Genomic DNA, 25,433 nt, shown 5'->3' on the forward strand with positions numbered 1-25,433 from the left:
CCGAGCGCCTCGATGCATGCGCGGATGGCATCGTCTGGATAGAGCGCGAACAGCACGTCGCGGACGGAAGGGTCTTTGGGGCGGTGCCCATCAGCGCAGTGTCACGTTCGCACGCACACCTCTAGTCGTACCAACGCCACCGTTGTAGCGTGGGGCTATGACAACAGGCGTGTCGGAGGAACCGTGGCACGCGCTCGATTCTGCTGAGGCGTTTGTTCGTCTGAAGACGAGCGCGCAGGGACTGAGCGCCGCCGAGGCCACCGAACGGCAAGCCGAGTATGGGCCGAATCGGTTGGAAGTGCGCAAGCCAACGCCCGCCATCGTGGTGGCATTGCGACAGTTTCGTTCGCCGCTAATCGCGATCCTGTTGGTGGCCGCGACGATTACGCTGCTGCAGCAAGATTGGGTCGACTCGACCGCCATTCTCATTGTGCTCGTGCTGAATGCCTCGATTGGTTTTTGGGAAGAGACCCGGGCCGAGCGAGAAATGCGAGCCCTCGCCTCGCTCGCTGTTCCCCGGGCACGCGCTCTGCGGGACGGCCACGTCATCCGTCTTCGAGCGGTGGAGCTGGTTCCGGGTGATGTTGTCACGCTGGAGAGCGGTGAGCAGGTAACCGCCGACGTCAGAATTGTTGATGCTCACGCGCTTCAAGTTGATGAATCGATGCTCACGGGCGAGTCGGAGCAGGTTCACAAAACTCCTGAAGCGGTTCCCGTGCATGCGGCGACGGCCGACCGCCGCGGGATGCTTTACAGCGGTACGTTCGTCACGTCTGGCCGTGCTCGTGGTGTGGTCGTCGCGACGGGACGCGACACGGAACTGGGGCGGATAAACGAACTGATCCAAACCCGCCCGGAGAGAACGCCACTCCAGCGGAGTATCAACAGTCTCGAACGCCGCATTGGAATTTTTGTGGCAGTCGTTGCCGTCGCGGTCATCGCCACTGGTCTGTTGCTCGGCGAAGAACTCGAATCAGTATTGCTGTCGGCGATCGCCATGGCGGTAGCAACCATCCCTGAGGCCTTACCCGTCGTGATGACGGTCGCGCTGGCACTCGGCGTGCGCCGGATGGCAACCCAGGGCGCGATCGTCCGCACGCTGCCGGCCGCCGAAACACTCGGCTCGACGACGGTGATTGCGAGTGACAAGACGGGCACGCTCACGCAAAACCGCCTCGCCGTCGAGCGGGTGTGGGTGCCAGACCGCGGCGTCATTGAGGTTGAGGGCATGCGTTACGAGCCGAGTGGGGTGCTGCACGACCTCATCATGGCGGGTGCCCTCGTGAACGAGGCACACTCGCGCGATGACGACGAAGGCGGTTTCATCGGTGATGCCGTTGATGTCGCGCTTGCAGTGCTCGCTCGCTCGCTTGGTGTCACGAGTGACGATGACGAGCCCGATCAGGTAGCACGGCTGCCGTACGAACCACAGAACCGTTATTCACAGTCGCTGCGTCGCAACGACCAGCGGGAGACGGACGCGGCACTCATGCTTTACGTCAAGGGCGCGCCGGAGCTCGTGCTCTCGATGTGTAGCGAGGAGGCCGGGGGAGGCCTCCTCGATGCGACCGCACGCCAGGGGGTGTACGACGCCCAGGCTCAACTGGCCAGCGATGGTTACCGCGTGTTGGCAATCGCCTGTCGAAGTGTGCCGCACAACGAGCTCACGGGTCCGGAACTTCCGCACCCCAGCAAGCTGCAACTGCTCGGCCTTGTTGCTCTCACCGACCCTCCGCGAGCGGAGGCGCTCGAGTCGATCGCCCTCTGTGTTGGGGCGGGGATCCGCGTCATCATGGTGACGGGTGACCACCCGTTGACGGCAACTACGATCGCACGACGACTCGGAATCGCCGACTGTGACGATGTAATCACGGGGGCTCAACTCGACGACTTAGACGATGCTGCGCTAGCTGACCGGGTGGCTCACGCTGGCGTTATCGCGCGTGTTTCACCGTCAGACAAGCTTCGCGTTGTTCAGGCGTTACAAGCCATTGGGGAAACGGTTGCAGTAACGGGGGACGGCGTGAACGACGCACCCGCGCTGAAAGCGGCCGCTATCGGTGTCGCGATGGGCAAGGCGGGCACTGACGTTGCGCGAGAAGCTGCGGATGTCGTGCTCACTGATGACCGTTTTGCCACCGTTGTCGAGGCGGTTCGACAGGGCCGCATCGTGTTCTCGGCCATCCGCAAATCAACGTTCTTTCTGCTGTCGACTGGCTTCGGAATCATGCTGGCCGTCGCTATCAGCTTCTTTTTCGATCAGCCACTGCTGCTTATCCCGGTGCAGGTGCTGTGGATCAACGTTGTCACGAGTGGTCTGCAAGATGTTGCGCTCGCGTTTGAACCCGCCGAGGGGGACGAGCTACGGCGGAGGCCGCGGGCAGCGCGCGAGGGGATCCTGTCGCGGGAGTTGTGGATGCGCACCGTGATGTCGTCGAGCTGGATGGCGACCGTGCTGATCATCACGTTCCAACTGGCGCTCGCCGCAGGCTATGAACTGGATCGCGTGCGCACGATCACGATGACGGTCTTTGTTCTGATGAGCTTCTTCCAAGCAGGTAGTGCGCGTACCGAGCGGCGTTCGCTCTTCACCATCAGTCCGTTCAGCAACCCGTTCCTTGTTGCGACCGCCCTCGGCTCGCTTGGGCTGCAGTGGCTTGTGATGACGTGGCCGGTGAGCGCCGGCGTGCTGCAACTCGTGCCGCTCACGGTCGGGGAGTGGATGGGGTGTGCAGCCGCCGCGTCGACCGTGCTGATCTTCATCGAGGTCGAAAAGTTTGTGCGCCGAACGTTGGTGCGGCGGTCGAGGGTGTGAGTTCTACACAAAGGCGTAGCGAGAGAACGGATGCTGTTCTCTCGCTACGCCTGAAGCATTCTTAGTGCTATTCGTACCGCAGCGACTCCACCGGGTCGGCCTTGGCGGCGCGAGCGGCGGGCAGGGTGCCTGCCAAGAACGCGATAGCCATGACGACGAGGATGATGACGGTGATCGAGAGCGGGTCGAAGGCGATCAAGGTCAGTCCGGGGAGGTCCGCGAGCACCGCACCGGAGAGGACCGAGCTGATGGCGGTTCCGGCGAGCATCCCGATTCCGGCGCCGATGGCGCTACCGAGGAACCCGATGAAGACGGCTTCGAGGCTGAAGAGTCCGAAGATCTTTCCGCTGCCCATACCCATCGCCTTCATGAGACCGATTTCGCGGGTGCGCTCCTGCACCGACATGAACAGGGTGTTCACGATTCCGAAGCTGGCGGCGAGCAGAGCGATGATCGCGAAGGCGTTCAAGACGAGAACGATGGCGTCAATGACCGTCTTCACCGTGCCGAGTTGGTCGGCAACTGTCGTACCGGTGTAACCGGCATCCGCAAGGTTGTCCTTCAACGCGGTCACGTCAGCATCGGTGGCGGCGGGATCGAAGCGGATGCTCGCCTCGGCGTAGCGCTCCAGCTGGTCATCCGGTAGGCCGATGTTTTGGGTGTCGTAGAGGCTGTCGGTGAGGGCAGCGTTCACGACGAGACCGCCAGCGCCCGGAGCGGCGACGCTTTCTTCAGCGACGCCCACGATGGTGGCATCCACCAGGTGCTGGGTGCGCTCGGCATCGGTGATGGCGATCGTGAGGGTTTCGCCGACGGCCGCATCAGCATCCGCGAACCCCAAAGGCTCGACGAAGGAGATAGGGAGGTCGAGCTCGAACGCGTCGGAGGCAGCATCCGGTTCTGCACCGGCAGCAAGCTGCACGCTCTGGCCGGTAACGAGTCCACCGACGGAGGTGACGTACTGGGTGCCGTCGCCGTACTGGATCCAGTCGGGCGTGATCGACTTGGTCGCTTCGACGCTCAGTACGCCGTCGACTTCGGCGATCGTGTCGAGGTCGTCGGGGGTAAGCGCAACAACGGTTCCTCCCTCGTTAGGGCCGAATCCGCCGCTGGAGACCGCATCAGGGTCATATTCGGTGGGGCCTGAGGAAGCGCCGAAGCCGCTGTCGGCATCCGGCGTCACGGAGACAGTCATGACATCTTCGGCGCCGATCGAGGTCACGGTGTCATCGATGTATTGGTTGATGCCGGTGCCCAAACCGTTGGTGATGGTGAGCGTGAACGCTCCCACGAAGATCGCCAAGATGGTCAGGATCGTGCGGGTTTTAGCGCGGAAGGTATTTGCTACCGCCGTGGTGAAGAGGTCGAGAGTTTTCATGCGGCCACCTCCGTGGTGTCGGTGACGAGCAGGCCATCGCGAATGTAGAGGCGGCGGTCACAGCGAGCAGCCAAGTCTTCATCGTGGGTGACGACGATGAGAGTGATGCCGTGTTCGCGGTTCAAGTTGAAGAGGATATCTTCGACAACAGCGCCCGTGGCGGTGTCGAGGTTTCCCGTGGGCTCATCAGCGAAGATGATGCGCGGGTTGTTGACGAGAGCGCGCGCAATGACTGAGCGCTGCTTTTGCCCACCCGACAGGTTCACTGCCTTGTTGCCGGCTTTGTCGGCCATTTCCAATTGTTCAAGGGCGGCGAGGGCGCGCTGCTTGCGTTCGCTGCGCTTCACGCCAGAAATCTTCATCGGCAGCATCACATTCTCGAGCACCGAGGAGTTGGCGGTGAGGAAGAACTGCTGGAACACGAACCCGAACGTCTTATTGCGTGCCTGGTTGAGGCTCTTGCCGTGGAGGGTGCTCGTCTCGACGCCTTCAAGCTCAATGCTTCCGGATGTCGGAGCATCGAGCAGCGCGAGGACGTGCATGAGGGTCGACTTGCCAGAACCACTCTTGCCGATGATGGCAATGCTTTCGCCTTCGTTGATATCGAAGGAGACGCCCTTGAGGGCATCGAAACGGTTGGGGCCGCGGCCGTAGGACTTGTGGACATCCTTGACTCGGATGATGGGCGTTTTCATAACCACAAGCATCCTCGTCCGCGCTCTCCAGCGAATCAGCCTGCGGTAGACACCTGACTACCCCAATCGCAGTACGCGTGACTGCTGCGCGAGGAGGATGTTGCTGTCGGGCAGAACCGCGACAATAGGGGGATGACTTCCGTAACCGAACCACGCCCTGCGTCCACGCAGGCTCGGCCGCGCCTCCCGGCGTGGGTCATCAACAGCATTCTCGCGGTCCTCATCATCGCGGCGGCGTTCATGCCGTTCTCCGAAACAGGGTTTCGCTCGACGAACCTGTTCACGCTTGTCGTTACCCTGCTGCCTGCAGCGATCTTGCCCTTTCGCCACCGGTGGCCGATACCCGTGCTCGCCGGGTTCATCGTTTTCTACGGAGTCGGCGCGCTCGCCGGCACTCTCGCTCCAGGCCTCGTGCTCGCCATCGCAGTTGCCATGTTCGCTCTTGCAAACCAGACCACCAGACGCACCACCGTGATCGCCGGCGTCGCTGCGATGCTTGCCATGGGTTTTCTCAGTCTCTTGGCTGCACTGGGCGATGTCTTCGATCCGCGGGTCGTGCAGTTTCTCTTCACCATTGCTTTCGCGGCCGCGGCGGGCGACGGCGCTCGATCTCGGCGTGAGTTCATCGCCTCCATTACGGATCGTGCGGTGCGCGCCGAAGAGACCAAAGAGGCCGAAGCCAAGCGTCGCGTCACAGAAGAACGGCTCCGCATCGCCCGGGACCTTCACGATGTGGTCGCCCATCAGATTGCGGTGATCAGCTTGAATGCCGGAGTCGCGTCAGCATCCCTTGAGTCTCGCCCGGAGAAAGCGAAGGAGTCGCTCGGCACTATTCGCAGTGCCGCCCGTGTCGTGCTCGGCGAGATCGGCAATCTGCTCGACATGCTTCGTTCCGATTCGGATGACCCTAGCGACGCGTCGCTCCCACAGCCGGGTCTCGACGGGCTCGACGAGCTCGTCGAAACGTTCGAGGCCAGCGGACTCGACGTGCACGTGCGAATCGAAGGCGAGCCAACCGCCGTCTCGGGCGCTACGGCACTCGTCGCGTACCGTGTCATTCAAGAAGCTCTCACCAATGCTCACAAGTATGGAGCGGAAGGTCGTGCACACGTGCTGGTCGAAGTGGGTGATGCCGACGTGCGCGTTGTCGTCACGAATCCGAGTCGGGTCGCCGATCTCAGCGAGAGTGACGTGGCCGCAGCGACGGTCGGCGGTGCCGTTCGGGGCGGTGTCACTACCGGAACTGGTCTCGGACTTGTCGGTCTTCGCGAACGGGTCGCTTCGGTGCGCGGAACCGTGGAAACCGGATTTGTTGGTGGCAGCTATCGTGTCGCTGCAGTGTTGCCCATAGTCCAAGGGGAGTCCCGATGACCACCGTTCTTGTGGTTGATGACCAAGTGCTTATTCGCCAAGCGGTCTCCGATATTCTCGGTGGCGCGGAGGATGTCACTGTGATTGGCGATGCAGTGAACGGTCGGTCTGCGATCGAACAGTCGCTCGCGCTGAACCCCGACGTGGTCGTCATGGATATTCGGATGCCCGAACTTGATGGCATCGCGGCCACAGCGGCGATCTGTTCCCATCCGGCTCTGGCCTCGACGAAAGTGCTCATTCTCACGACGTTCGAAGAGGACGAGAACCTCGTTGCCGCGCTTCGCGCGGGAGCAAGCGGATTCATTGGTAAGGGCTCGGAGCCCGAGGAGATCATTCGTGCCGTGCGGGCAATTCACGACGGGGAGTCCTTGCTCTCTCCGGCGGCGACTCGCAGCCTTATCCAGAAATATGTGTTGCCGCCCACAGCGGTGGCGGGGGCAGCGGTGACTATCCCTCCCGAGCTGTTGCAGCTGACTGAACGCGAGCGTGAAGTGCTTCTTCTTGTCGCTCGTGGTCACTCGAACCAAGAAATTGCCGGCGAGCTCTTTATCTCCCCTCACACTGCCAAGACCCATGTAAATCGCATCATGACCAAGCTCAATGCCCACGATCGTGCGCAGCTAGTGATTCTGGCGTACGAGAGCGGCCTGCTCGCCCCGGGCGCCCGCTAGCGGATCTGTGGCGCGACTAGCGAGGAGTTCGGAGGTGGGCGCTTAGCCCAGCTTCTTGAGCGCGGCCTGACGCTTCTGTTCAGCAGCGCGTTCGAGGCGTTCGACGCGCAGCAAGTCGACCAGCAATAGGGCGATGGGAACGACCGAGGCGACCCCCAACCATTCCTGAGTGCCACCGCTGGTGACGTAAATCACGTTGAAAACAACAGCCCAGACCAGGCCGCCGATGAGCCACACGAGTCGCCACCACGGGGTGGTCAGTTGACGGATGCGCGCACGTACGAGGGACGTCTTTGCCGGAGCCGACTTGTCGGGTGCTGAAGCGGGGGAGGTGTCGTCCATGTGCCAACTCTATGTTCTCCGGATGCACGAGCTGCCGAATGACACTTCGCCCGACGGTTTGATTGCGAACGATCTCACAGAGCATCCGCAATTGCACGCGGGGAAACAGTCCGGGCCAGAATTTGAGGCATTCCCCGGCTTGTGGAAACTTAGCCGTAACACTCACAGGCCACGTTTAACGTCTACGAAACATAACTGAGGGGCTACCGAAACGCTGAGACGGGATGCTTTGTCGTGCGGGTCAGTGGGAGTGGAATAACCCGACACTCACTGACAATCCGCAAAAGCATCCGTGTGCACAGGGCGCACAAAGCGAAAGAGGTTGAGATGGATACAGTCGTATGGGTACTCATTAGCACTGCATTAGTGCTGCTCATGACCCCCGGTTTGGCATTCTTTTACGGTGGACTCGTAAAAGAGAAGTCAGTAGTCAGCATGATGATGATGAGCTTCGGATCGCTCGGCCTTGTTGCCGTTCTCTGGATCCTCATCGGCGCAAACATGAGCTCGATCGATGGTTCGATCTGGTCATTCGCGGGTAACCCGTTCAGCAACTTCGGTCAAGAAGGCGTCGCCGGCTCTGACCTCCTCGTTGTGGCATTCGGTGGAACCTTCGCCATCATCACCACCGCACTTATCTCTGGTGCCATCGCAGACCGTGCTCGCTTCGGACCCTGGATGATCTACACCGGTGTGTGGGCAACGCTCGTTTACTTCCCTGTCGCTGCATGGGTATGGGGCGGTGGCTGGATCCAGAACCTCGGAGATAGCCTCGGTGGCCTTCCTGCCGTTATCGACTACGCCGGTGGTACCGCCGTTCACATCAACGCTGGTGCAGCCGCTCTCGGACTCGCCCTGGTACTCGGCAAGCGTGTTGGCTTCAACAAGAACATCACGCAGCCTCACAACGTTCCTCTCGTCCTTATCGGTGCAGCACTGCTCTGGTTCGGTTGGTTCGGATTCAACGCCGGTGCGTCTAGCGACCCCGACGAGGCCGGCCTGATCGTGTTCAACACGCTCGCCGCTCCTGCCGCAGCAATCCTCGGTTGGATCGTTGTTGAGAAGCTCCGTACGGGTAAGGCCACCGCAGTCGGCGCCGTTTCAGGTGTTGTTGCTGGTCTCGTTGCCATCACCCCCGCTTGTGCAAACCTGACGCCCGGTTGGGCTTTGGTTCTCGGTGTTGTCGCCGGTGCCGTCTGTGCTCTCGCAATTGAGCTCAAGTACAACCTCGGCTTCGATGACTCGCTCGACGTAGTGGGACTCCACCTCGTCGCCGGCATCATCGGAACCATCTATCTTGGCTTCTTCGCCACCGACACCGGACTCTTCACTGGTGGAGATGCGGGACAGCTCGCCGTTCAGACGATCAGCGTGCTCGCCGTAGCAATCTTCTCCTTCGTAATGTCCTGGTTGATCGGAACCGCGATTCAGAAGACCATCGGATTCCGCGTTACTTCGGAAGAAGAAATTGCTGGTATCGACCTCGCCGTCCACGGCGAGTCGGGTTATGCACTGTCGACGCAGGAAACTGTATCGGCTAAGTAGAGCCCACAACCTCGGGAGGGGCACAGTTGTTATCGCAACTGTGTCCCTCTTTTGGCGTTAACAAACGATGTGGTGCTAACGAACAATCTGGCGCTAACGAACGAACCCCGCGCCCTCTGGTGTGTGCCAGGGGAAGCGGGGTTTCGTCGTGCGCGCACGTGCGCGTACACGGAGGTAGGCGTGCGCGTCGTCGAGGCTCGTTATTAGGGCTGCAACCGCATCCGCTCCCAGTTGCCAGAGGCGGCGCGCGTGAAGCGCACGCGGTCGTGGAGGCGTGAACTGCGACCCTGCCAGAACTCGATCGTGGTGGCGTGCACCATGAAACCGCCCCAGTCATCAGGGCGGGGCACATCGCGGCCCTCGAACTCGGCTTCAAGTTCGATCACACGTTCTTCGAGCAGTGCACGGGATGCGATGGGTTGCGATTGTTCGCTGGCGTGCGCCGCGATCTGGCTGCCTCGCGGTCGTGTGGCGAAGTAGGCGTCTGAAAGGGCTGTGGCGATGGGCCGAGCTATTCCTTGCACGAGCACTTGCCGGTGGATCGAATACCAGGGGAAAACAAGCGCTGCTGCCGGGTTCGCGAGCAGTGCGCGGCCCTTGATGGAGCTGTAGTTCGTAAAGAACTCGAATCCCGTGTCGTCGATGGCGCGCAGCAGCACGGTGCGGCTGCTGGGGGAGCCGTCGGCATCCACGGTCGATAGCACCATGGCGTTGGGCTCGTAGACGTTCGCGTCGCTGGCGTTTGCTAGCCAGAGCCGGAATTGTTCTATGGGGTCGGCGAGCACATCCGAATCATTGAGCGGCAGCTGGCCGTAGTCGGTGTGGGTGCTCAATGGGTCGGACACAGTGATCCTTTCGACAGCGTGCGTGAGGCGCGCTGCTTAGTCTTCGTCTTCGATGAGAGCCTTGTTGCGGTCGGGAATGCCGTCGTCGTTCATGTCGCGTCTGCGGGCGAGACGGGAGTCCCAGCGGAGGCTGATCGCGGCGAATATCGCGGCCAGGCCTGTTCCGATAAGGATCGCAAGCTTTGCTCCGGTGGTGTGCTCGCTGTCGGGGAACGAGAGCTCTGCGATGAGCAGAGAGACTGTGAAGCCGATTCCCGTGAGGAATCCGATGGGTAAGAGGTCTCGCAACCCGATCGAGTCGGCGAGACGGAACTTTGTCACCTTGGTGATGAGAGCGGTGGTGCCGAGCACACCAATAATCTTTCCGACCACCAGTCCAACGATGATGGCAGCAACAACGGGCTGCACAATCACCTCGCTGGCGGTTTCGCCATCTCCACCGAGGGAGACTCCAGCGGCAAAGAAGGCGAAGATCGGCAACGCGATGCCGGATGAGGTGGGGCGCACCGCATCGTCGAACGCGTGCGTTCGGGTGTCTTTCTCTCCGTGCACGAGCTTGGCGGGAACGGTGAAGCCGAGAACAACGCCGGCGATAGTCGCGTGAACTCCGGAGTCGTGCATGAACGCCCACGCCACAAGCGCCAAGGGGAGCAGCAGCCACCAGCGAGGTTTGCGCGATCGAACGACAACAGCAAAGAGCACAATCGCGATGAGTGAGAACAGCAGCGAAAGCAGGTCGATGCTTTCGGTGTAGAAGAGGGCAATGATGATGATCGCGAGCAGATCATCCACGACAGCCATCGTGAGCAGGAAGGTGCGTAGCGCGCGCGGGAGGCCGCGGCCGAAGATGGCGAGCACGGCGAGAGCGAACGCGATGTCGGTGGCGGTGGGGATTGCCCAGCCGCCGAGTGCGGTGGAGTCACCCGAGACAAGGATGATCAGCGTGAAGAGAAGCGCGGGAAAGAGCATTCCGCCGATCGCAGCGAAGACCGGAACAGCGGCTTCGCGAGGTTTGCGCAGGCTGCCAGCTACAAGCTCTTGCTTAAGTTCGACGCCAACCACGAAGAAGAAGATCGCGAGCAGGCCGTCAGCAGCCCAGGTGGCGAGGGTGAGGTTAAGGTGCAGCGACTCGGGGCCGACCGTGGTTTCGGCAAGGGCTGCGTAGCCTTCACGCCACGGCGAGTTCGCCCAGATGAGCGCGATCGCAGCGGCAACCATCAGCAGGATTCCACTGGTGGTTTCCATGGTGACCCACCGGCGTACTCGCTTGCGGGGGCTCAGTTTCTTGACGGATGTGGTCACAAAATTCCAGACGTTGAGGTTCGTCAGCGGGGTCGCCGACACAATCGCCGACCAGACTTCCCGGCACTCCGCTCGCAATTCTACCGGGTGTGCGCCTGAGGGAGTGCACGGAAAGGCCGCGGGCCTGACCATGCGCTCCACTGACCATGGGAGTTGTCTCAGAATCACGCCTCAGGCTTGCTGACGGCCACTCACTAAGGAAGCGTGGGGGTTTCATCTCGCTGAACCTGGAAGGACGAACATATGCTCACCCTCACCGAAACAGCCACCACGGTCGTCAAGACGATCGTCGAGCAGGACCCCAATACGGAAGCCTCGGGCCTCCGCATTAATGGGGAACCTGGTGCCCCTAACCTCACCGTTGCCGTCGTTGCGGCACCCGAGGCTGGCGACTCTGTCGTCGAAGCTGACGGCGCCCGCGTTTTTCTTGAAGAGAACGCCTCGGTCGCATTGAGCGACAAGACGCTCGATGCCAGCGTGGGCGAGAACGGCGCAGTGAACTTCGCCATTGTCGACAACGCTTGATTAGCCACTACTTCTGTAGCTAAACCAGATTGTAGCTAGACCAGAACTCGTCGGCGCGCGGTCGATTGAATTCTGTACCTAGTAGCGGGCGAGAGCGTCAGCATCGCGAGCATGAGTAACCGACCGGCGAATAGCATCCAATGCTTCAACCGGATCAGTCTCAGCTTCAGCGATCATTAGCTGGCGCTCCGCCTCTGCTAGTCGAGTGCGGGCGCGCGCACTTGCGCCACTGCGTCCCACAAGCTCGTGCACGACGGAGATCTGACTCCGCGCTGCCACCAGGGTCCCTTGGTAGGCCGCGCGTGCGTGTTCAAACCGCTGTTGCTGGTTACGCGCCGTCGCAAGAGCCGTATCTAACTCAGCAGCAGCATCCCCGAGCAGGGCCAACTGCTCAAACGGATCATGAAGAACTCCGGATGCCGGCGCCGTCTGCTCGAGCGCCCTTTCGTTGGCGGCGATTGCAGTCACAATGCGCGCTCCACTCTCGGGATCGGGAGCAGTCTCTCGTGCCACCCGCGCTTCGAGCAGGTCGCTCGCGCTGTCCGAGCGCATCCGAGTCACCGCAGCGTCGGCTTGGGGTAGTTCGTTGAGGGCGCTCTCGGCAGCAGACACGGCGCGATCAGCGCGATGCAGAGCAGTGGCTGCGGTGTGGAGGGTGTCGGTGACCGCGTTGACTCCGGTGGGGCTGATGCCGGGAGCTGCGGCATCCAGTGCTGTCTCGCTCTCATCGAGGGTGGTGCTCGCTGTATCGAGGTGGTGACGTGCAGCTTTCACCGCTGACTCAACGTAGGTGGTTGCGAGCTCCGCGACTGTGTCCTGCGCCGTGGTCTGCCGCAACCGCACAGCCGTCAATCGGGCTCGCAATTGCTGTTCTGTCTCCGCTGCGCCTACCTCGCCCCGACGCCGCTCAGTGAAGGCGGTATCGAAGCGATCGAGCTTCGCGAGTGCCTGTTCGCACAGGGCTGTCATCTGCAAGGTGATGCGGCGGCGCACATGGTCGGCCGTCGCGGAGACGTCGTCACGCTGCTGGCCGAGTCGAAAGGCTTCCGTGAGCTGGCCGCGCGCTTCGGCAAGAGCACTCGCAAAGTCGCGGGAGGTTGCGGCGCCGAACTGGGCCACCGCAAAACCGAGTTCGTAGTCGGCCTCGCGCACCCGATCATCCAGCGTCACCAACAGGCTGGCCGCGCGAGATTCCAAGGCCGACTGCGACGACGTTCCCCGGATGCCGCGGTCGCCTCCGCGACGAAACAAGACGATGAAAGCGATAACCCCGATCGCCAGCACGAGCACGACGACAGTGGCGACGGCGATCGTGGTGCCGCGCACGAGTTCGGCGGTGTCGGTGGCGACGAGGAGGGGCAGGGCATGAGGCACCATGCACCGTATTCTAGGGCGGTTTGTCGCGAGAACTGGGGGTGGGGCTACCGGGTGAGTCTGGCGAAACTCGTGGTTGTTGCACGCTTTCTGGAGGTAACTCGCTTAAGGTGGCGGTGTGTGGCGTGCAGATAGAGTTTCCGATGATTTCACGGTCGACCCAGATTCGGGCGACCATGACGTTGACGACGGCGAAAACGAGCACGCTCACGCCCACGTTCAAGTAACAGCGCCTCACACGCTGAGTTTTGGTGAGCCGAACATTATGGCCGGAAACGTTGCAGAGCCCACGTGGACGCTGTGGCGTTCACAATTGTCAGAACTGGGTGGGCGTTCGCCGCTCATCCACTTCGTTGATTCGCCTCGCACGCGAGTCGATCTTTCGACGACGCATCCCGGTGGTCTTGCCCAGTTCATCACCGGTAAGCGCACTCTGTTGTCGAGCCTCATCCGCGATGATGTCGCCCTGCGCTCGGCGAAGACAGCCGCTGGGGCTGTTGCCGCCAAGGGCCTCGAGCTGGCAACTGCCCGCGGCATTGACTCGGTGCACCTGGGAATCGGTATCGCTCGCTGGACCCACGATGACGTCGAATTCTGCGGCCCCGTCTTGCTGCGCCCGCTCGCGATTCGCCGTCATGGCCGCGACTTCGAGCTCAAGCTTCGGGGCAGCGCCTTCTTGAACCCTGCGCTTGCTCGCGCTCTTGACGAACAGTTCCATTTGCGGCTCGATGCTGAATCGTTTGTCGCGCTCGCCGATGCCGACGGCACCTTCAAGCCGAACCCGGTTATTGACCGGTTGCGTGGTCTTACCTCGCACCTCGACGCTTTCTCGGTCAGCCCACGCCTCGTGGTGTCGTCCTTTGCGGACGTCGCGCACGGTTTGGCCGATGACGCTGTAGATCTCAAGCACCCCATCCTTGACGCGCTCGCCGGCAACACCGCTGCCGCGTGGACCATCAAGGAAGGTTATGCGCCGGTTCCCGCTCTCTCCGCTGATGAGCGCTCGCCGCAGACCGACAACCTACTGCTGGATGCGGATGCCGAACAAGAGAATGTGATTGCCCAAATCGAGGCAGGCAACTCTCTCGTCGTTCGCACCCTGCCCGGCACCGGTGGCACCCAAACCATCGTGAACGCCGTGGGTGCCCTTGTTGCTCAGAACAAGCGTGTTCTCGTTGTCAGCCCGCGTCGTGCATCGCTGCAATCGATCGCTGACCGCTTCGCCGACATCGGCCTGCCGGGTCTCGCGGTCGCACCGCGCACGCTTCGCCGCGACATCATCCGTTCCATTTCTCGCAGCGAGAAGGCCAGCCGTCCACAGATCGAAGACGTGGATGACGCCCTGCTGCGTTTGCGCAAGATTATGCTCGACTACCGCGAGTCGATGTCGGTGTCCGACGGTGTGCTCGGTGTCTCGGTGCTCGATTGCGTTTCGGAACTAAGCCGCTTGGCGCTGCTGCCGACACCGCCATCCACGACCGCGCGCTTGTCGCGCGAAGCAGTGGAAAAGCTTGCCAAGGATCGCAGCGCTGCCACTGGCGTGATCATCGCGGCCGCCAAGCTCGGCGAGTTCAAATATGGCCCCGGAGATTCGCCCTGGTATGGCGCTCAGTTCGCCAATGGTGCGGAAGCTCTCAAGGCTCACGGCATCGCTCAGCGGGCGAACGAGCAGTTGTCGTCGCTGCTGGATGTTGCCAACCGTCTTGTCTCGAACACGCGCATGCGTCCGTTCCAGAGCATCGATGAACTCGGCGTCTACTTGCGCCTGCTCGTTGATCTTCGAGAAACGCTCGACCGTTTCGTGCCGACCGTGTTCGACCGTGCAATTACCGAGTTGATTGCCGCTACTGCTCCGCGTCGCGATTTCCCCGATATGACGAGCACGAACCGCCGCCGTCTCAAGAAACTCGCGCTCGAATACGTGCGCCCCGGTGTTCGCGTAACCGACATGCATGGTGCCCTCAAGCGCATCCAAAAGCAGCGGGTGCTGTGGCACCGTTTCGTGGCCGAAGGTGCGAGTCCTGCCGTTCCCGTGGGTATTGGTGAAGTGCAGCGGTCGTATCAGCAGGTCTCAGATGACCTCGCTGCTCTCGACATCCCGCTCGGCATCGCTGACTCGCACATGAACCTCTCGAGCCTCCCGATCCCGTTCTTGATTGAGAAGGTTGAGTCGCTCGCGGCTGAATCTGATGTGCTCAACAACCTGCAGGAACGCACCGCCCTCATGGGCAGCTTGCGCGACCTGAAGTTGAACCCGCTGATCGAAGACCTGGCTCAGCGTCATGTTCCCGAAGATCAAGTGGCGGCTGAACTCGAACTGTCGTGGTGGAAGTCGGCCCTCGATTCCATGCTCGAAGTCGACCGTGCGCTGCTGAACGCCAATACGAGCGTTGTCGATCGGCTCGAGGCAGACTTCCGCCTCGTCGATGAAGCGCACGCATCCGCCAATGCCAAGCAGCTCTCGTGGCAGATCGCCGAAAACTGGAAAATCGGTCTCGTTGACTGGCCAGATGAGGCGAGTGCGCTCAAGCGTGCCCTCGCCAAAGAGCGGCTCACGTCATTCGACGTGCAGACCTCGGCCCCGCACTTGTCGCGCACGATCGCGCCCGTCTGGCTTGCCTCTCCCTACGAAATTGACTCTGTTGTCGACACCATGCCGTTCGACACTGTCGTGCTGGTTGACGCCGGTGCTGTCACGGTGGCCGAAGCGGCGGGAGCAATCCGCCGCTCGAAGCAAGTCGTTGTCATTGGCGACCCTGTTATCCAGTCGCCGACACCGTTCGAAACGGCGGTGCGCGATGTGACCGGCGATGCTGCCCCACTCGTTGACGATGACACGCGCGAAGCACTCGTTGATGACTCCGCTTTCGCGAAGCTCAGCGGCTTGTTGCCGACCCTCACGCTCACGCGCAGCTACCGTCCCGGTGGTGAAGAGCTTGCCGAGCTCGTTAATCGTCGTTTCTACGACGGTCAGATTGAGTCGCTGCCCTGGGCTGGAAGTTTCCTCGGTCACGGCAGCCTCGCTGTCAGTTACGTCGCTGACGGAATCGGAATGCCCGACCCTGACTCTGGTGCTGTCGAAAGCCCTGATGCCGAAGTCTCTCGCGTTGTCGAACTCGTGCTCGACCACGCCACCAAGCGTCCGCAAGAGTCGCTCATGGTCATCACGGCAAGCCCCGTGCATTCCGTTCGCGTCATGCAGGCGGTGTTGGATGCCGTCAGCCGTCGTCGTCCGGAACTACTCGATGTCATCATCGGCGATCGTGCCGAACCGTTTACGGTCACCACGATTGATCAAGCTGTGGCCCAAAGCCGCGACCGCGTTATTTTCTCCATCGGATATGGCCGCACACCGCACGGTCGCGTGCTCTCCGATTTCGGATCACTGGGTGAGCCCGGGGGAGAGCGCCTGCTTGCTGTCGCGATGACGCGAGCACGTCGTTCGCTCGAAATCGTCACATCGTTCCGCTCAGAAGACCTCGACGACGGGCGCATGAAGCACGGCGCTGTTGCGCTGGCTGAAGTGCTCGACGAAGTGGATGCCCGCTTCGCCGAAGTTCCTGTGCCCGATGACAGCGACCCCATGCTCGTTGATCTCGCTCGCCGCCTCGAAGCCCGCGGACTGCGCGTCTCGCTCGGGCACCGCGGCAAGCTTGGCCTTGTTGCCTCGCGCGGTGGTCGCTGTGGCACGATCGAGACCGACGCTATGGTTCACGAATCAAGCCTGCGCGAGTCGCTTCGATTGCGCCCTGAACTGCTGCGTCGCCTCGGCTGGCACTACCTGCGGGTACACGCTTTCGAACTCTTCAGTGACCCCGATCAGGTTGCCGACAAGGTCGCCAGGATGCTCGGAGCAGAGCCTGCTCCCACGACCGAGCCCATCACGATCATCCCCGCCACCCGTCCGCAGCAGTAATGGCAGACGGCATCCGCCCCGAGCATTCGGGCGCACGGGCGAGCGATGGAGCGTCCGAGGGCGAGCTGTGCAGCGCGGCGGGAACAGAGCATGCCGGTGAGTCGAGCGTGAAGCCCACGAAGCGTCGCCGCGTGACGACGGCTCCGCCGGCGGGGTCAGATCCGCATCCGCCTGCAGAACCGGAGCGGCATCAGGTTAACGAAAATGACGAGCGGCTCAAGGGCGACAAACCTCCGCATTGGGGGTAAGTGCCTTGGCCGCTCGCCGGTAGTTCGTGAGCTACGGAGGGTAGCTGCGAGCTGCGAGCTGCGAGCTGCGAAGTGCTAGCTGCTTTGCTTGGCGAGCAGGTCGCGAATCTGCAGAAGCAGTTCTGCTTCGGTGGGGCCAGCCTCAGGCTCCACGACGGCCGGCTTGCGTGCAGCGGCAAGCTTGTTGGCGTAGTTCATCGGTGCAACGATGGCGAAGTACACGACGGCTGCGACGAGCACGAACTGGATGATCGCCGCGATGACCGCGCCGAAGTAGATCGTTGCCCCGCTGGTGCCAATTGCGACCGGGAGCGCTGTCGCCAGCGACTCTGCATTAAACAAGGCACCGATGAGCGGATTGAATACCGCTTCAACAATCGTGTTGACGACTGCCGTGAATGCAGCGCCAATGACGACTGCAACGGCCAAGTCGATGACGTTGCCACGCAAAATGAATTCTTTGAATCCGCTTAACATGATTACTCCTCTGTGTGGGGGAAGTAATAACTATGACGCTTTTGTGGCCGATGGTGAAGAGGCTGGCGGAGATGAGGCGCTTGTCGACGGCTTCGAATCCGACTTCGCGGAGTCAGATTTCTTTGAGTCAGACGACGAATTCGAAGTACTTGACGAGTTCGAGCCCGAGCTGGAGTCAGTCGAACTCGTGGTCGAGCGTGAGTCGTTGCGGTAGAAACCAGAGCCGTTGAACGTGACTCCGACGGCGGAGAAGATCTTGCGAAGTTTGCCTTGGCAGGCGGGGCACACCGTGAGCGAGTCATCGGTGAACGATTGCTGGATATCGAACGCGTTGTCACATTCGGTGCAGCGGTAGGAGTAGGTAGGCACGAGATCCTTAGTTGTGCTCGGTGATGGTCACAATTCCCGTGGGGGTAACTATGCCGTTTACTGGTTGGTCATGAATTTCTGTGGGCACTTCATCCACATATTCGTTGTCGAAGATCACCGCATAGACGGGCGGCTTGGTCTCCATGGAGCCGAGGGTCTTGTCGAAATAGCCGCGACCCCACCCCATGCGCATGCCGGAACGATCCACGGATGCCGCAGGCACGATGATGAGGTCGACGTCGTTGATGGCGATCGGGCCGAGCACGTCGCTCGTAGGCGCTGGCATCCCGATGAGGTCCTGGTCTTCATCTTCGCCGTCGTAGGGGGCCCAGTCGAGGAGGCCATCGGCGCGCGAGATGGGAAGCAGCACGGTGATGTCGTGCTCGCAGGCCCAGTGCAAAAATCCGCGGGTTTCGGGTTCGTCGGTGGTGGAAAGGTAGGCGGCGATCGAGGTAGATCCGAGTCTCTGAGCGAGCTCGATGAGGTGCTCTGTTACACCAGTGTTAAATTCTTCCCGCTCTTTGGCGGTGCAGATGCGTCGGCGTTCGCGTAATTCGGCCCGGAGTGCACGTTTATCGTGACTGACGTCGTCGGTCATACTAAGCATTCTACGAGACTGGCCGACTACGCTGTACCTATGGCTACGAAGATTACTAAAGCGGTTATTCCTGCTGCAGGTCTGGGCACACGATTTCTCCCGGCAACGAAAGCTATGCCGAAGGAGATGTTGCCGGTTGTAGATAAACCGGCTATCCAATATGTCGTAGAGGAAGCGGTTGCCGCTGGCCTTACCGATGTGTTGATGATCACGGGGCGCAATAAGAACGCCCTCGAAAACCATTTCGACCGCATGACGGAGCTCGAGGCCACTCTGGAGCAAAAGGGCGATACCGACCGTCTTTCGAAAGTTGAGTTCTCTAACGACCTCGCTGATATGCACTACGTGCGTCAAGGTGACCCGCGCGGTCTTGGCCACGCGGTTCTCCGCGCCAAAATGCATGTGGGTCATGAACCGTTCGCCGTGCTGCTCGGTGACGACCTCATCGATGACCGCGACGTTCTGCTCTCCCGCATGTTAGAAGAGCAAGAGGGGCGCAACGCCACCATCATCGCCCTCATGGAGGTCGACCCGGCCCAGAGCCACATGTATGGCATCGCAACGGTAGAGCCCACCGACGACCCCGATGTTGTGCACATCACGGGCCTCGTCGAGAAGCCGGCTCAGGGCACCGCGCTCTCCAACCTCGCCATCATCGGCCGCTATGTCTTGAGGCCAGAAATCTTCGAAGTTCTCGAGCGCACTGACCCCGGCAAGGGCGGCGAAATCCAGTTGACGGATGCCCTTCAGGAGATGGCAGAGAACGATATTGCGGGCGGCGTTTATGGCGTCGTATTCCGCGGTCGCCGTTACGACACCGGTGACCGTCTCGACTACATCAAGGCCATCGTGCAGCTTGCTGTTGAGCGCGATGACCTGGGCCCTGAATTGCGCCCGTGGCTTAAGCAGTTCAGCTCAACACTGGACTAGCGGATGGCGTTTGGCATTCCGACGCTTGGCGACGGAAACATCAGTATTCGGCCCATTCGGGTGCGAGACGCTCGTGCGTTAGAAAAAGAACTCCGTGACAACCGGGGGTGGCTTCGCAAGTGGGAAGCCACCAGCCCGGTTGGTCCGTCGTCGTTCGACGTGAAGTCGAGCATCCGGGGTCTGCTGCAGCTGTCTCGCGTGGGCACCGGCTTGCCGTTCGTGATCGAGTACGAGGGTGAAGTTGCGGGTCAGCTGAACGTGTCGTCCATTACCTATGGGTCGCTCGCCTCGGCATCCCTCGGCTATTGGGTCTCTGAGCGATTCGCGGGCAAAGGGCTCACGCCAACCGCGGTCGCGCTCGCCACCGACTACTGCTTCTTTCAACTTGGTCTCCACCGCATGGAGATCTGCATTCGGCCCGAGAACGAGCCGAGCCTTCGTGTGGTCGAGAAGCTGGGGTTCCGCTACGAACAACTGCGCCGCCGTTTCATCCACATCGATGGTGACTGGCGCGACCACTTCTGTTTTGCTCTCACAGTGGAAGAGCTCCCTCAGGGTGTCTTGCGGCGCTGGAAATCAGGTAACGCTCCCGAGCAGGATGCTCACATTCCGGCTGACGACCGTGTGCGGGCCGCGCACCCTCTGAGTCTTCCGCAGCGCTGAGTCTTCCGCAGCGCTAAGCCGACGGTTGTGAAGCACTGAGCCGGTGCCGAACACGCTGCCAGCGATCGTGTGGTCACGCGTGTGGTCACGCATATCTTGGCGTTGTTGCCGGGGGACTCTCAGCAACTTGTCACGTCACTACCGCGTGCCGACTGCCTGTCGTGCACGGATGCTCGTAGCGTATACCCATGGAACTCACCAGCATCGGCGGCGGCGTCATGATCGCGCTCGCCGCGGCGCTGTGGCTCGTGTACCTGGTTCCGAACTGGTTCAAGAATCGCGAGTACTTGGCTACCGAACGAAACGCCGTTCGACTTCAGCAGACGATCCGCGTCTTGGCGCAGACCTCAGAGATTCCTGACGAGGTGCGCGCGGAAGCTGTTGCGCGGCACGCGGCAGAGCTGGCCAAGGCAAGTGTGAACCAAGGGCCGGTCGCCGTCGGTCGCGCCGTCACCCCACCCACACGCGAAGAAGTGCTCGCGCTCTCCGCCCGACGCTTGCGTCGCACGCGCGCCTTCACCGCAGCCGTGCTCCTGGCCAGCATTGCAGTAATTGCTGTGCAGGTCGTCATGATCTTTACGGCCGGAGCCGCCATCATCTCCGGCACGTGGCTCGTTCTCGCTGCCGCCACCATGGCCGGCATGAGCGCGAGTGCCATGCTGTCGCGGCTAGCAGAACGTTCACGCAGTCGACGCGACAGCAGCGCCCCGCGGGCTCGCACTGCTGCACCTCGTCGCCGGGTTGTGCTCTCCTCGGAAGCCCCCATCGAAGACGTCACGTCGAAGGTCAGCTGGACTCCCGTTCCCGTGCCGAAGCCCATGTACCTCACCCGCAGCAACGCGCCAGAAGCCGCCGTCGCGGCAGCCCGCCACGCCGGGCAGATCGACAGCGAGCTGCGGGCTGCGGCGGAATCCGCCGAACAGGCTTTGCGCGCAAACACCGCCGCGATGGCGTCAGCTACTCGCGAAGCGGAACTTGCGCGGGATGCTCAGCGTGCAGCGACTGCGCCTGCCGAATCTCCGGCCGCGGCATCCGTGCCCAACAGGTTTGCTGGCATGGGGATCGTCGAAGAATCGGGCAACTCGCTCGACCTCGACGCCGCGCTTGCTCGTCGTCGCGCTAGCTAACACTTGCTGCCCCACTACCGGGCAGAACAATGGGGCGTGCAGTGCGAAGAATCTTCGCACCGCACGCCCCATCTTCGTTCTAGTGAGTTGTCGCCGCTTCAGCGCCGTGGCCACTGAGCGAACGCACATCCATCTCGGCAGCAAGCGCCGGGTCTTCTGTGCGAGACGACGTCACGGTTCCCAACCAGCCGAGAACGAACCCGAGCGGGATCGAAACGATGCCCGGATTCTGCAGGGGGAAGATCGCGAAGTTCACGCCTTCACCCAGCATCGACGTGGGGGTTCCGCTCATGACGGGAGAGAACACGATCAGCAGAACTGCTGCTGACAGACCGCCAACCATGCTCCAGACGGCACCGCGCGTATTGAACCGCTTCCAGTACAGGGAGTAGAGGATCGTCGGCAGGTTCGCGCTCGCGGCAACGGCGAAGGCGAGCGCCACGAGGAAGGCGATGTTCTGACCTTGAACGCCAATACCTCCCGCGACGGCGAGAACACCGATCACGACGACAGTGCGACGCGCGATCTTGACCTCGGCATCCGGGTCTCCCTTGCCCTTCTTGATCACGTTGGAGTAGATGTCGTGAGCGAAAGATGCCGCTGCCGTGATCGTTAGCCCTGCCACGACCGCAAGGATCGTAGCGAACGCGATCGCGGAGACAAACCCCAGCAGCAATGGCCCGCCGAGTTCGAGCGCGAGCAGCGGAGCTGCGGAGTTTACTCCGCCGGGAGCATCCAGAATCGTTGCAGAACCTACCAAGGCAGCTGCACCGTAACCCAACACGAGGGTGAGGATGTAGAAGCCGCCGATGAGCCAAATCGCCCACACGACTGAGCGCCGTGCCTCTTTGGCGGTTGGCACCGTGTAGAAGCGCATGAGCACGTGAGGCAGGCCTGCCGTGCCCAGCACGAGGGCGAGCGACAGCGAGATGAAGTCGAGCGGATTTGCGCCGTACTTGAGTCCCGGCGCCAAAATAGCGTCAGCGGGCGTAGCCACGGAGTTGTCGACTGCGCTCTGCAGCACGCGCGACAGGTCGAAGCCATTGATGACAAGCACCCAGATGGCCATCGCGATTGCGGCGCCCACGAGGAGGAACGCTTTCACGATTTGCACCCACGTGGTGCCCTTCATGCCGCCGATCAGCACGTACAGGATCATGAGACCGCCGACGATGGCGACCACGATGGACTGGCCGACCTTGTCGTCGATGCCGAGGAGAAGCGAGACGAGACCACCAGCTCCGGCCATTTGAGCGAGCAAGTAGAAGAAACAGACCGCGAGCGTTGTTAGTGCGGCTGCCATTCTCACCGGACGCTGCTTCAGGCGGAAGGAAAGAACATCCGCCATCGTGAATTTGCCGGTGTTGCGCATGAGCTCAGCCACCAACAGCAGGGCGACCAACCAGGCCACCAAGAAGCCGATGGAGTACAAGAACCCGTCATAGCCATTGATCGCAATGGCGCCAACAATGCCCAAGAAGGATGCTGCGGAGAGATAATCTCCGGTGATCGCGAACCCGTTTTGCGGACCGGTGAACGAACGGCCGCCCGCGTAGTAGTCGGCCGCCGTCGCGTTGTTGCGACTGGCGCGAATCACAATAAAGAGGGTGATTCCGACGAAGCCGATGAAGATCGAGATATTGAGAACCGGATTGCTCTGAGACTCAGCATCAACCGCAGCAGCGGCGGCCATGGTCAGGGTGTTGGCGATCATAGTGCTGACTCCTTCGCGGCGAGATCTGCTCTGATTTGGGCGGCGAGTGGATCCAGCCGCCGGTTAGCGAATGACACGTACATCATGGTGATCACGAACGTGCTGATGAACTGGCCAAAGCCCAACAAGAGTCCGACATTGATGACGCCGAAGACGGGCGTCGCCATGAAGTCATGGGCGTAGGCCGCCAAAATCACGTAGGCGAAATACCAGACCAAGAAGAACACCGTGAGGGGAAACACAAACGAGCGGTGTCGCCGTTTGAGTTCAATAAAGGCCGGCTCCTTCTCTTCATCTTGATAGATGAGCCCGGCACGCACACTCGGCACATCGGTGGGGTCGCCTGGCGGGAACACTTCGTTCTTGGTGGGGGAAATTTCATCAGACATTTGGGGCCTCCTTGCCACAAACAATTGAGAGGGGGATGGATGGTGGGGAATGGATGAAGGGGGGAACTATTGCGAGCGAGTGCGTCCGGCCGCGGTGTAGAGCGCATCGAGCACCGTGACATCTTCGATCGTGGGAGGGATGCGCACCTCTTCGCCGTCGAAGATCTGGCGAATGGTTTTGCGAAGGATCTTGCCCGACCGTGTCTTGGGCAGCCGCTCGACCACCATCACGTCCCGGAAAGCAGCGACCGGGCCAATCACCTCGCGCACGAGCGCCACAAGTTCGATGGCGAGATCGTGCTCAAGGCGATTGCGGCCGTGCTTCACCGTGATGAACCCGGCAGCGCGCTGGCCTTTGAGCTCATCGTGCAGCCCGAGAACAGCGCATTCGGCCACATCGGGATGCTGAGAAATCACTTCTTCGAGCGACCCTGTCGAGAGGCGGTGCCCGGCCACGTTGATCACGTCATCGGTGCGGCCCATGACGAAGAGGTAGCCCTCGTCATCGAAATAGCCGGCGTCACCGGTGGCGTAGTACCCGGGAAACTCTTCGAGGTAGGAACTAGCGAACCGCTCCGGGCTTCCCCAGAGTCCGATGAGGGCGCCGGGAGGGAGCGGCAACTGGATGGCGATGTTTCCCTCGGTGCCCGGCTTCGTCACATCGTTGCCGTCCGCATCGAGGATGCGGGGGAGGAAGCCCGGCATCGGAACGCCCGTTGAGCCAGCCTTGGAAGGCAGTTGCTGCACACCGCGCGGATTGGCACAGATTGGCCACCCGGTCTCGGTCTGCCACCAGTGGTCAATGATGGGAACGCGGATGCCGTCGTTGGCCCAGTGCCAGGTCTCGGTATCGAGGCGCTCGCCAGCCAAATACACCGCTTGCAGGCTGGACGTGTCGTATTTGCCCAGTTCAGCGAGCGCGGGGTCTTCTCGGCGGATCGCGCGCAGCGCCGTCGGCGCTGTGTACAGCACATCAACCGCGTAGTCCTGGATGATGCGCCAGAACGTTCCGGCGTCGGGGGTGCCAATGGGTTTTCCTTCGTACAGCACGGTGGCCGCGCCAGCCAGCAGCGGACCATAGACGATGAAGGAATGGCCGACGACCCAGCCGACATCCGACGCGGTGAAGATCGTGCTGTCGTTTCCCACGTCGTAGATATGAGTCATAGCCCACTGCAGGGCGACGGCGTAACCGCCGGTGTCCCGCACGACACCCTTGGGGCTGCCGGTGGTGCCCGAGGTGTAGAGAATGTACAGCGGGTCGTGGGCGTGCATCTCCACAGCGTCGGCAGGGAGCGCGGCCGCTTCGAGGTCATCCCAATCGAGCCAAGCGACGTCTAGCGAGCCACCGCTCGTGGCGCCGGTGGCGTACTCGGCGATATCGCCAGTGATCTGCGGACGGTCTTTGACCACGACGTAGCGCACGCTCCCCGTGCTCAAGGCAATGGCCTGATGCACGATCGGCAGGTATTCCACTTGGCGTGACGGCTCGAGGCCACCGGTCGCCGTTACGATCACGGATGGCGTGGCGTCGTTGATTCGTACGGCCAGTTCATTGGCGGCGAAACCTCCGAAGACGACGGAGTGGATGGCGCCGATGCGGGCACACGCGAGCATCGCCACTACGGCCTCGGAAATCATCGGAAGGTATATCAAGACGCGATCGCCAACACCGACTCCGAGTTCGTGAAGTGCGCCGGCAAATTTGCGAACGCGTTCGAGGAGCTCGGCATAGGTAAGAGTTTTCTGCTCACCCGTCATCGCGGAGTCAGTGATGAGGGCGGGGTTGTTTCCTCGGCCGGCGGCGACGTGCCGGTCAAGGGCGTTGACACTCATGTTGAGTGTTCCGTCGGTGAACCAGCAACCTTGCGCTGTTCCGGGCTCGTGGGCCGGCGAGGGGGAGGACAGCGTCGGTGGGGTGATCCAATCAACGCGCGCTGCTTGCTCAAGCCAGAAACCGTGGGGATCGTGGGTAGCCTGGTCCTGAATTTCGGCGAAAGAACCACTTTGCTGGCGCAAGCGGGCGGCCGTGTTCTGAGCAGAGACTCGCTCTAGCGAAGGGGCATCTGACATCAATTTCTCCTTTGAAATGCTTGATGTGGATTCTCAGTGGGGGCTGAAGAATCCCGTGCTAGC

At 61.5% G+C, this 25,433-nt stretch carries 22 protein-coding genes and 1 pseudogene; 11 read left to right on the forward strand and 12 right to left on the reverse strand.

Annotation, left to right across the window (positions count from 1 at the left end; genetic code table 11):
• The first annotated feature begins 157 nt into the window (after positions 1-157).
• Positions 158-2,815 carry an HAD-IC family P-type ATPase gene (locus tag I6E60_RS14545; protein ID WP_197179109.1) on the forward strand — a complete coding sequence of 886 codons (2,658 nt, stop codon included), beginning with the start codon at positions 158-160 and terminating at the stop codon, positions 2,813-2,815.
• Positions 2,816-2,882: 67 nt separating this feature from the next.
• Here the strand turns inward: I6E60_RS14545 and I6E60_RS04950 are convergent, their stop codons facing one another.
• Together I6E60_RS04950 and I6E60_RS04955 are read right to left on the reverse strand one after the other, a co-directional pair.
• Positions 2,883-4,193, reverse strand: a complete 1,311-nt coding sequence (locus I6E60_RS04950; protein WP_197179111.1) for an ABC transporter permease — start codon at positions 4,191-4,193, stop codon at positions 2,883-2,885.
• Positions 4,190-4,888 carry an ABC transporter ATP-binding protein gene (locus I6E60_RS04955; RefSeq protein ID WP_197123481.1) on the reverse strand — a complete coding sequence of 233 codons (699 nt, stop codon included), beginning with the start codon at positions 4,886-4,888 and terminating at the stop codon, positions 4,190-4,192. The genes I6E60_RS04950 and I6E60_RS04955 overlap by 4 nt, the downstream gene beginning before the upstream one ends.
• Before the next feature lie 132 nt (positions 4,889-5,020).
• Here I6E60_RS04955 and I6E60_RS04960 point away from each other — a divergent pair, with 132 nt between their 5' ends.
• Together I6E60_RS04960 and I6E60_RS04965 are read left to right on the forward strand one after the other, a co-directional pair.
• The gene (locus I6E60_RS04960; RefSeq protein WP_197179113.1) at positions 5,021-6,259 is read left to right on the forward strand and encodes a histidine kinase; all 1,239 of its coding nucleotides are present in this window, start codon (positions 5,021-5,023) and stop codon (positions 6,257-6,259) included.
• The gene (locus tag I6E60_RS04965; protein ID WP_197179114.1) at positions 6,256-6,933 is read left to right on the forward strand and encodes a response regulator transcription factor; all 678 of its coding nucleotides are present in this window, start codon (positions 6,256-6,258) and stop codon (positions 6,931-6,933) included. Before I6E60_RS04960 ends, I6E60_RS04965 begins: the two co-directional genes overlap by 4 nt.
• 42 nt (positions 6,934-6,975) lie before the next feature.
• Here the strand turns inward: I6E60_RS04965 and I6E60_RS04970 are convergent, their stop codons facing one another.
• Positions 6,976-7,275, reverse strand: coding sequence for a hypothetical protein (locus I6E60_RS04970; RefSeq protein ID WP_197179115.1), 300 nt, complete (start codon positions 7,273-7,275; stop codon positions 6,976-6,978).
• A 327-nt stretch (positions 7,276-7,602) separates the two neighbouring features.
• On the opposite strand from I6E60_RS04970, the gene I6E60_RS04975 reads away from it, so the two are divergent.
• On the forward strand, positions 7,603-8,820 hold the full coding sequence (locus I6E60_RS04975; protein ID WP_197123490.1) for an ammonium transporter: 1,218 nt from the start codon (positions 7,603-7,605) through the stop codon (positions 8,818-8,820).
• 203 nt (positions 8,821-9,023) lie between these two features.
• Here I6E60_RS04975 and pdxH read toward each other — a convergent pair whose 3' ends face one another.
• The gene (gene pdxH, locus I6E60_RS04980; protein WP_197179116.1) at positions 9,024-9,665 is read right to left on the reverse strand and encodes a pyridoxamine 5'-phosphate oxidase; all 642 of its coding nucleotides are present in this window, start codon (positions 9,663-9,665) and stop codon (positions 9,024-9,026) included.
• A 36-nt stretch (positions 9,666-9,701) separates the two neighbouring features.
• The gene (nhaA, locus tag I6E60_RS04985) at positions 9,702-11,009 is read right to left on the reverse strand and encodes a Na+/H+ antiporter NhaA (protein ID WP_307841781.1); all 1,308 of its coding nucleotides are present in this window, start codon (positions 11,007-11,009) and stop codon (positions 9,702-9,704) included.
• Between the two features lie 201 nt (positions 11,010-11,210).
• Between nhaA and I6E60_RS04990 the strand changes: the two genes are divergently transcribed.
• Entirely contained in the window at positions 11,211-11,492 is a 282-nt protein-coding gene (locus I6E60_RS04990; protein WP_197106235.1) for an iron-sulfur cluster assembly accessory protein, read from the forward strand.
• A 78-nt stretch (positions 11,493-11,570) separates the two neighbouring features.
• Here the strand turns inward: I6E60_RS04990 and I6E60_RS04995 are convergent, their stop codons facing one another.
• Positions 11,571-12,869, reverse strand: coding sequence for a hypothetical protein (locus I6E60_RS04995; RefSeq protein WP_197179117.1), 1,299 nt, complete (start codon positions 12,867-12,869; stop codon positions 11,571-11,573).
• A gap of 115 nt (positions 12,870-12,984) precedes the next feature.
• Here I6E60_RS04995 and I6E60_RS05000 point away from each other — a divergent pair, with 115 nt between their 5' ends.
• Positions 12,985-16,782, forward strand: a complete 3,798-nt coding sequence (locus I6E60_RS05000) for an AAA family ATPase (protein WP_197179118.1) — start codon at positions 12,985-12,987, stop codon at positions 16,780-16,782.
• A complete protein-coding gene (locus I6E60_RS05005) occupies positions 16,782-17,030 on the forward strand; it encodes a hypothetical protein (RefSeq protein ID WP_197179119.1) in 249 nt (82 codons plus the stop codon). Before I6E60_RS05000 ends, I6E60_RS05005 begins: the two co-directional genes overlap by 1 nt.
• Before the next feature lie 75 nt (positions 17,031-17,105).
• Here the strand turns inward: I6E60_RS05005 and mscL are convergent, their stop codons facing one another.
• Positions 17,106-17,507 carry a large conductance mechanosensitive channel protein MscL gene (mscL, locus tag I6E60_RS05010; protein ID WP_197123501.1) on the reverse strand — a complete coding sequence of 134 codons (402 nt, stop codon included), beginning with the start codon at positions 17,505-17,507 and terminating at the stop codon, positions 17,106-17,108.
• On the opposite strand from mscL, the gene I6E60_RS14635 reads away from it, so the two are divergent.
• Complete coding sequence (locus I6E60_RS14635) at positions 17,506-17,721, forward strand: hypothetical protein (protein ID WP_307784388.1); 216 nt, start codon at positions 17,506-17,508, stop codon at positions 17,719-17,721. The two genes, mscL and I6E60_RS14635, sit on opposite strands and share 2 nt — an antisense overlap.
• Before the next feature lie 14 nt (positions 17,722-17,735).
• Here the strand turns inward: I6E60_RS14635 and I6E60_RS14640 are convergent.
• Together I6E60_RS14640 and I6E60_RS05020 are read right to left on the reverse strand one after the other, a co-directional pair.
• A pseudogene (locus I6E60_RS14640) lies at positions 17,736-17,876 on the reverse strand (FmdB family zinc ribbon protein); the annotation flags it as partial.
• 7 nt (positions 17,877-17,883) lie between these two features.
• Complete coding sequence (locus I6E60_RS05020) at positions 17,884-18,474, reverse strand: 5-formyltetrahydrofolate cyclo-ligase (protein ID WP_197123505.1); 591 nt, start codon at positions 18,472-18,474, stop codon at positions 17,884-17,886.
• 39 nt (positions 18,475-18,513) lie between these two features.
• Between I6E60_RS05020 and galU the strand changes: the two genes are divergently transcribed.
• The 3 genes from galU to I6E60_RS05035 all read left to right on the forward strand — a co-directional run bounded on the left by galU (position 18,514) and on the right by I6E60_RS05035 (position 21,194).
• Positions 18,514-19,404, forward strand: coding sequence for a UTP--glucose-1-phosphate uridylyltransferase GalU (gene galU / locus I6E60_RS05025; protein WP_197123507.1), 891 nt, complete (start codon positions 18,514-18,516; stop codon positions 19,402-19,404).
• Positions 19,405-19,407: 3 nt separating this feature from the next.
• Positions 19,408-20,067, forward strand: a complete 660-nt coding sequence (locus tag I6E60_RS05030; protein ID WP_197179120.1) for a GNAT family N-acetyltransferase — start codon at positions 19,408-19,410, stop codon at positions 20,065-20,067.
• 188 nt (positions 20,068-20,255) lie between these two features.
• On the forward strand, positions 20,256-21,194 hold the full coding sequence (locus I6E60_RS05035; RefSeq protein ID WP_197179121.1) for a hypothetical protein: 939 nt from the start codon (positions 20,256-20,258) through the stop codon (positions 21,192-21,194).
• Positions 21,195-21,273: 79 nt separating this feature from the next.
• Here I6E60_RS05035 and I6E60_RS05040 read toward each other — a convergent pair whose 3' ends face one another.
• The 3 genes from I6E60_RS05040 to I6E60_RS05050 all read right to left on the reverse strand — a co-directional run bounded on the left by I6E60_RS05040 (position 21,274) and on the right by I6E60_RS05050 (position 25,370).
• Complete coding sequence (locus tag I6E60_RS05040) at positions 21,274-22,908, reverse strand: cation acetate symporter (RefSeq protein WP_197179123.1); 1,635 nt, start codon at positions 22,906-22,908, stop codon at positions 21,274-21,276.
• Positions 22,905-23,297: a DUF485 domain-containing protein gene (locus tag I6E60_RS05045; RefSeq protein WP_197179124.1), complete on the reverse strand. Its 393-nt coding sequence runs from the start codon at positions 23,295-23,297 to the stop codon at positions 22,905-22,907. The genes I6E60_RS05040 and I6E60_RS05045 overlap by 4 nt, the downstream gene beginning before the upstream one ends.
• Before the next feature lie 66 nt (positions 23,298-23,363).
• Positions 23,364-25,370 (reverse strand): AMP-binding protein, encoded by a 2,007-nt coding sequence (locus I6E60_RS05050; RefSeq protein WP_197179125.1) that lies wholly within the window; start codon positions 25,368-25,370, stop codon positions 23,364-23,366.
• Positions 25,371-25,433 lie beyond the last annotated feature (63 nt).

This window comes from Salinibacterium sp. SWN167 (assembly GCF_015864665.1).
GTDB lineage: Bacteria > Actinomycetota > Actinomycetes > Actinomycetales > Microbacteriaceae > Rhodoglobus.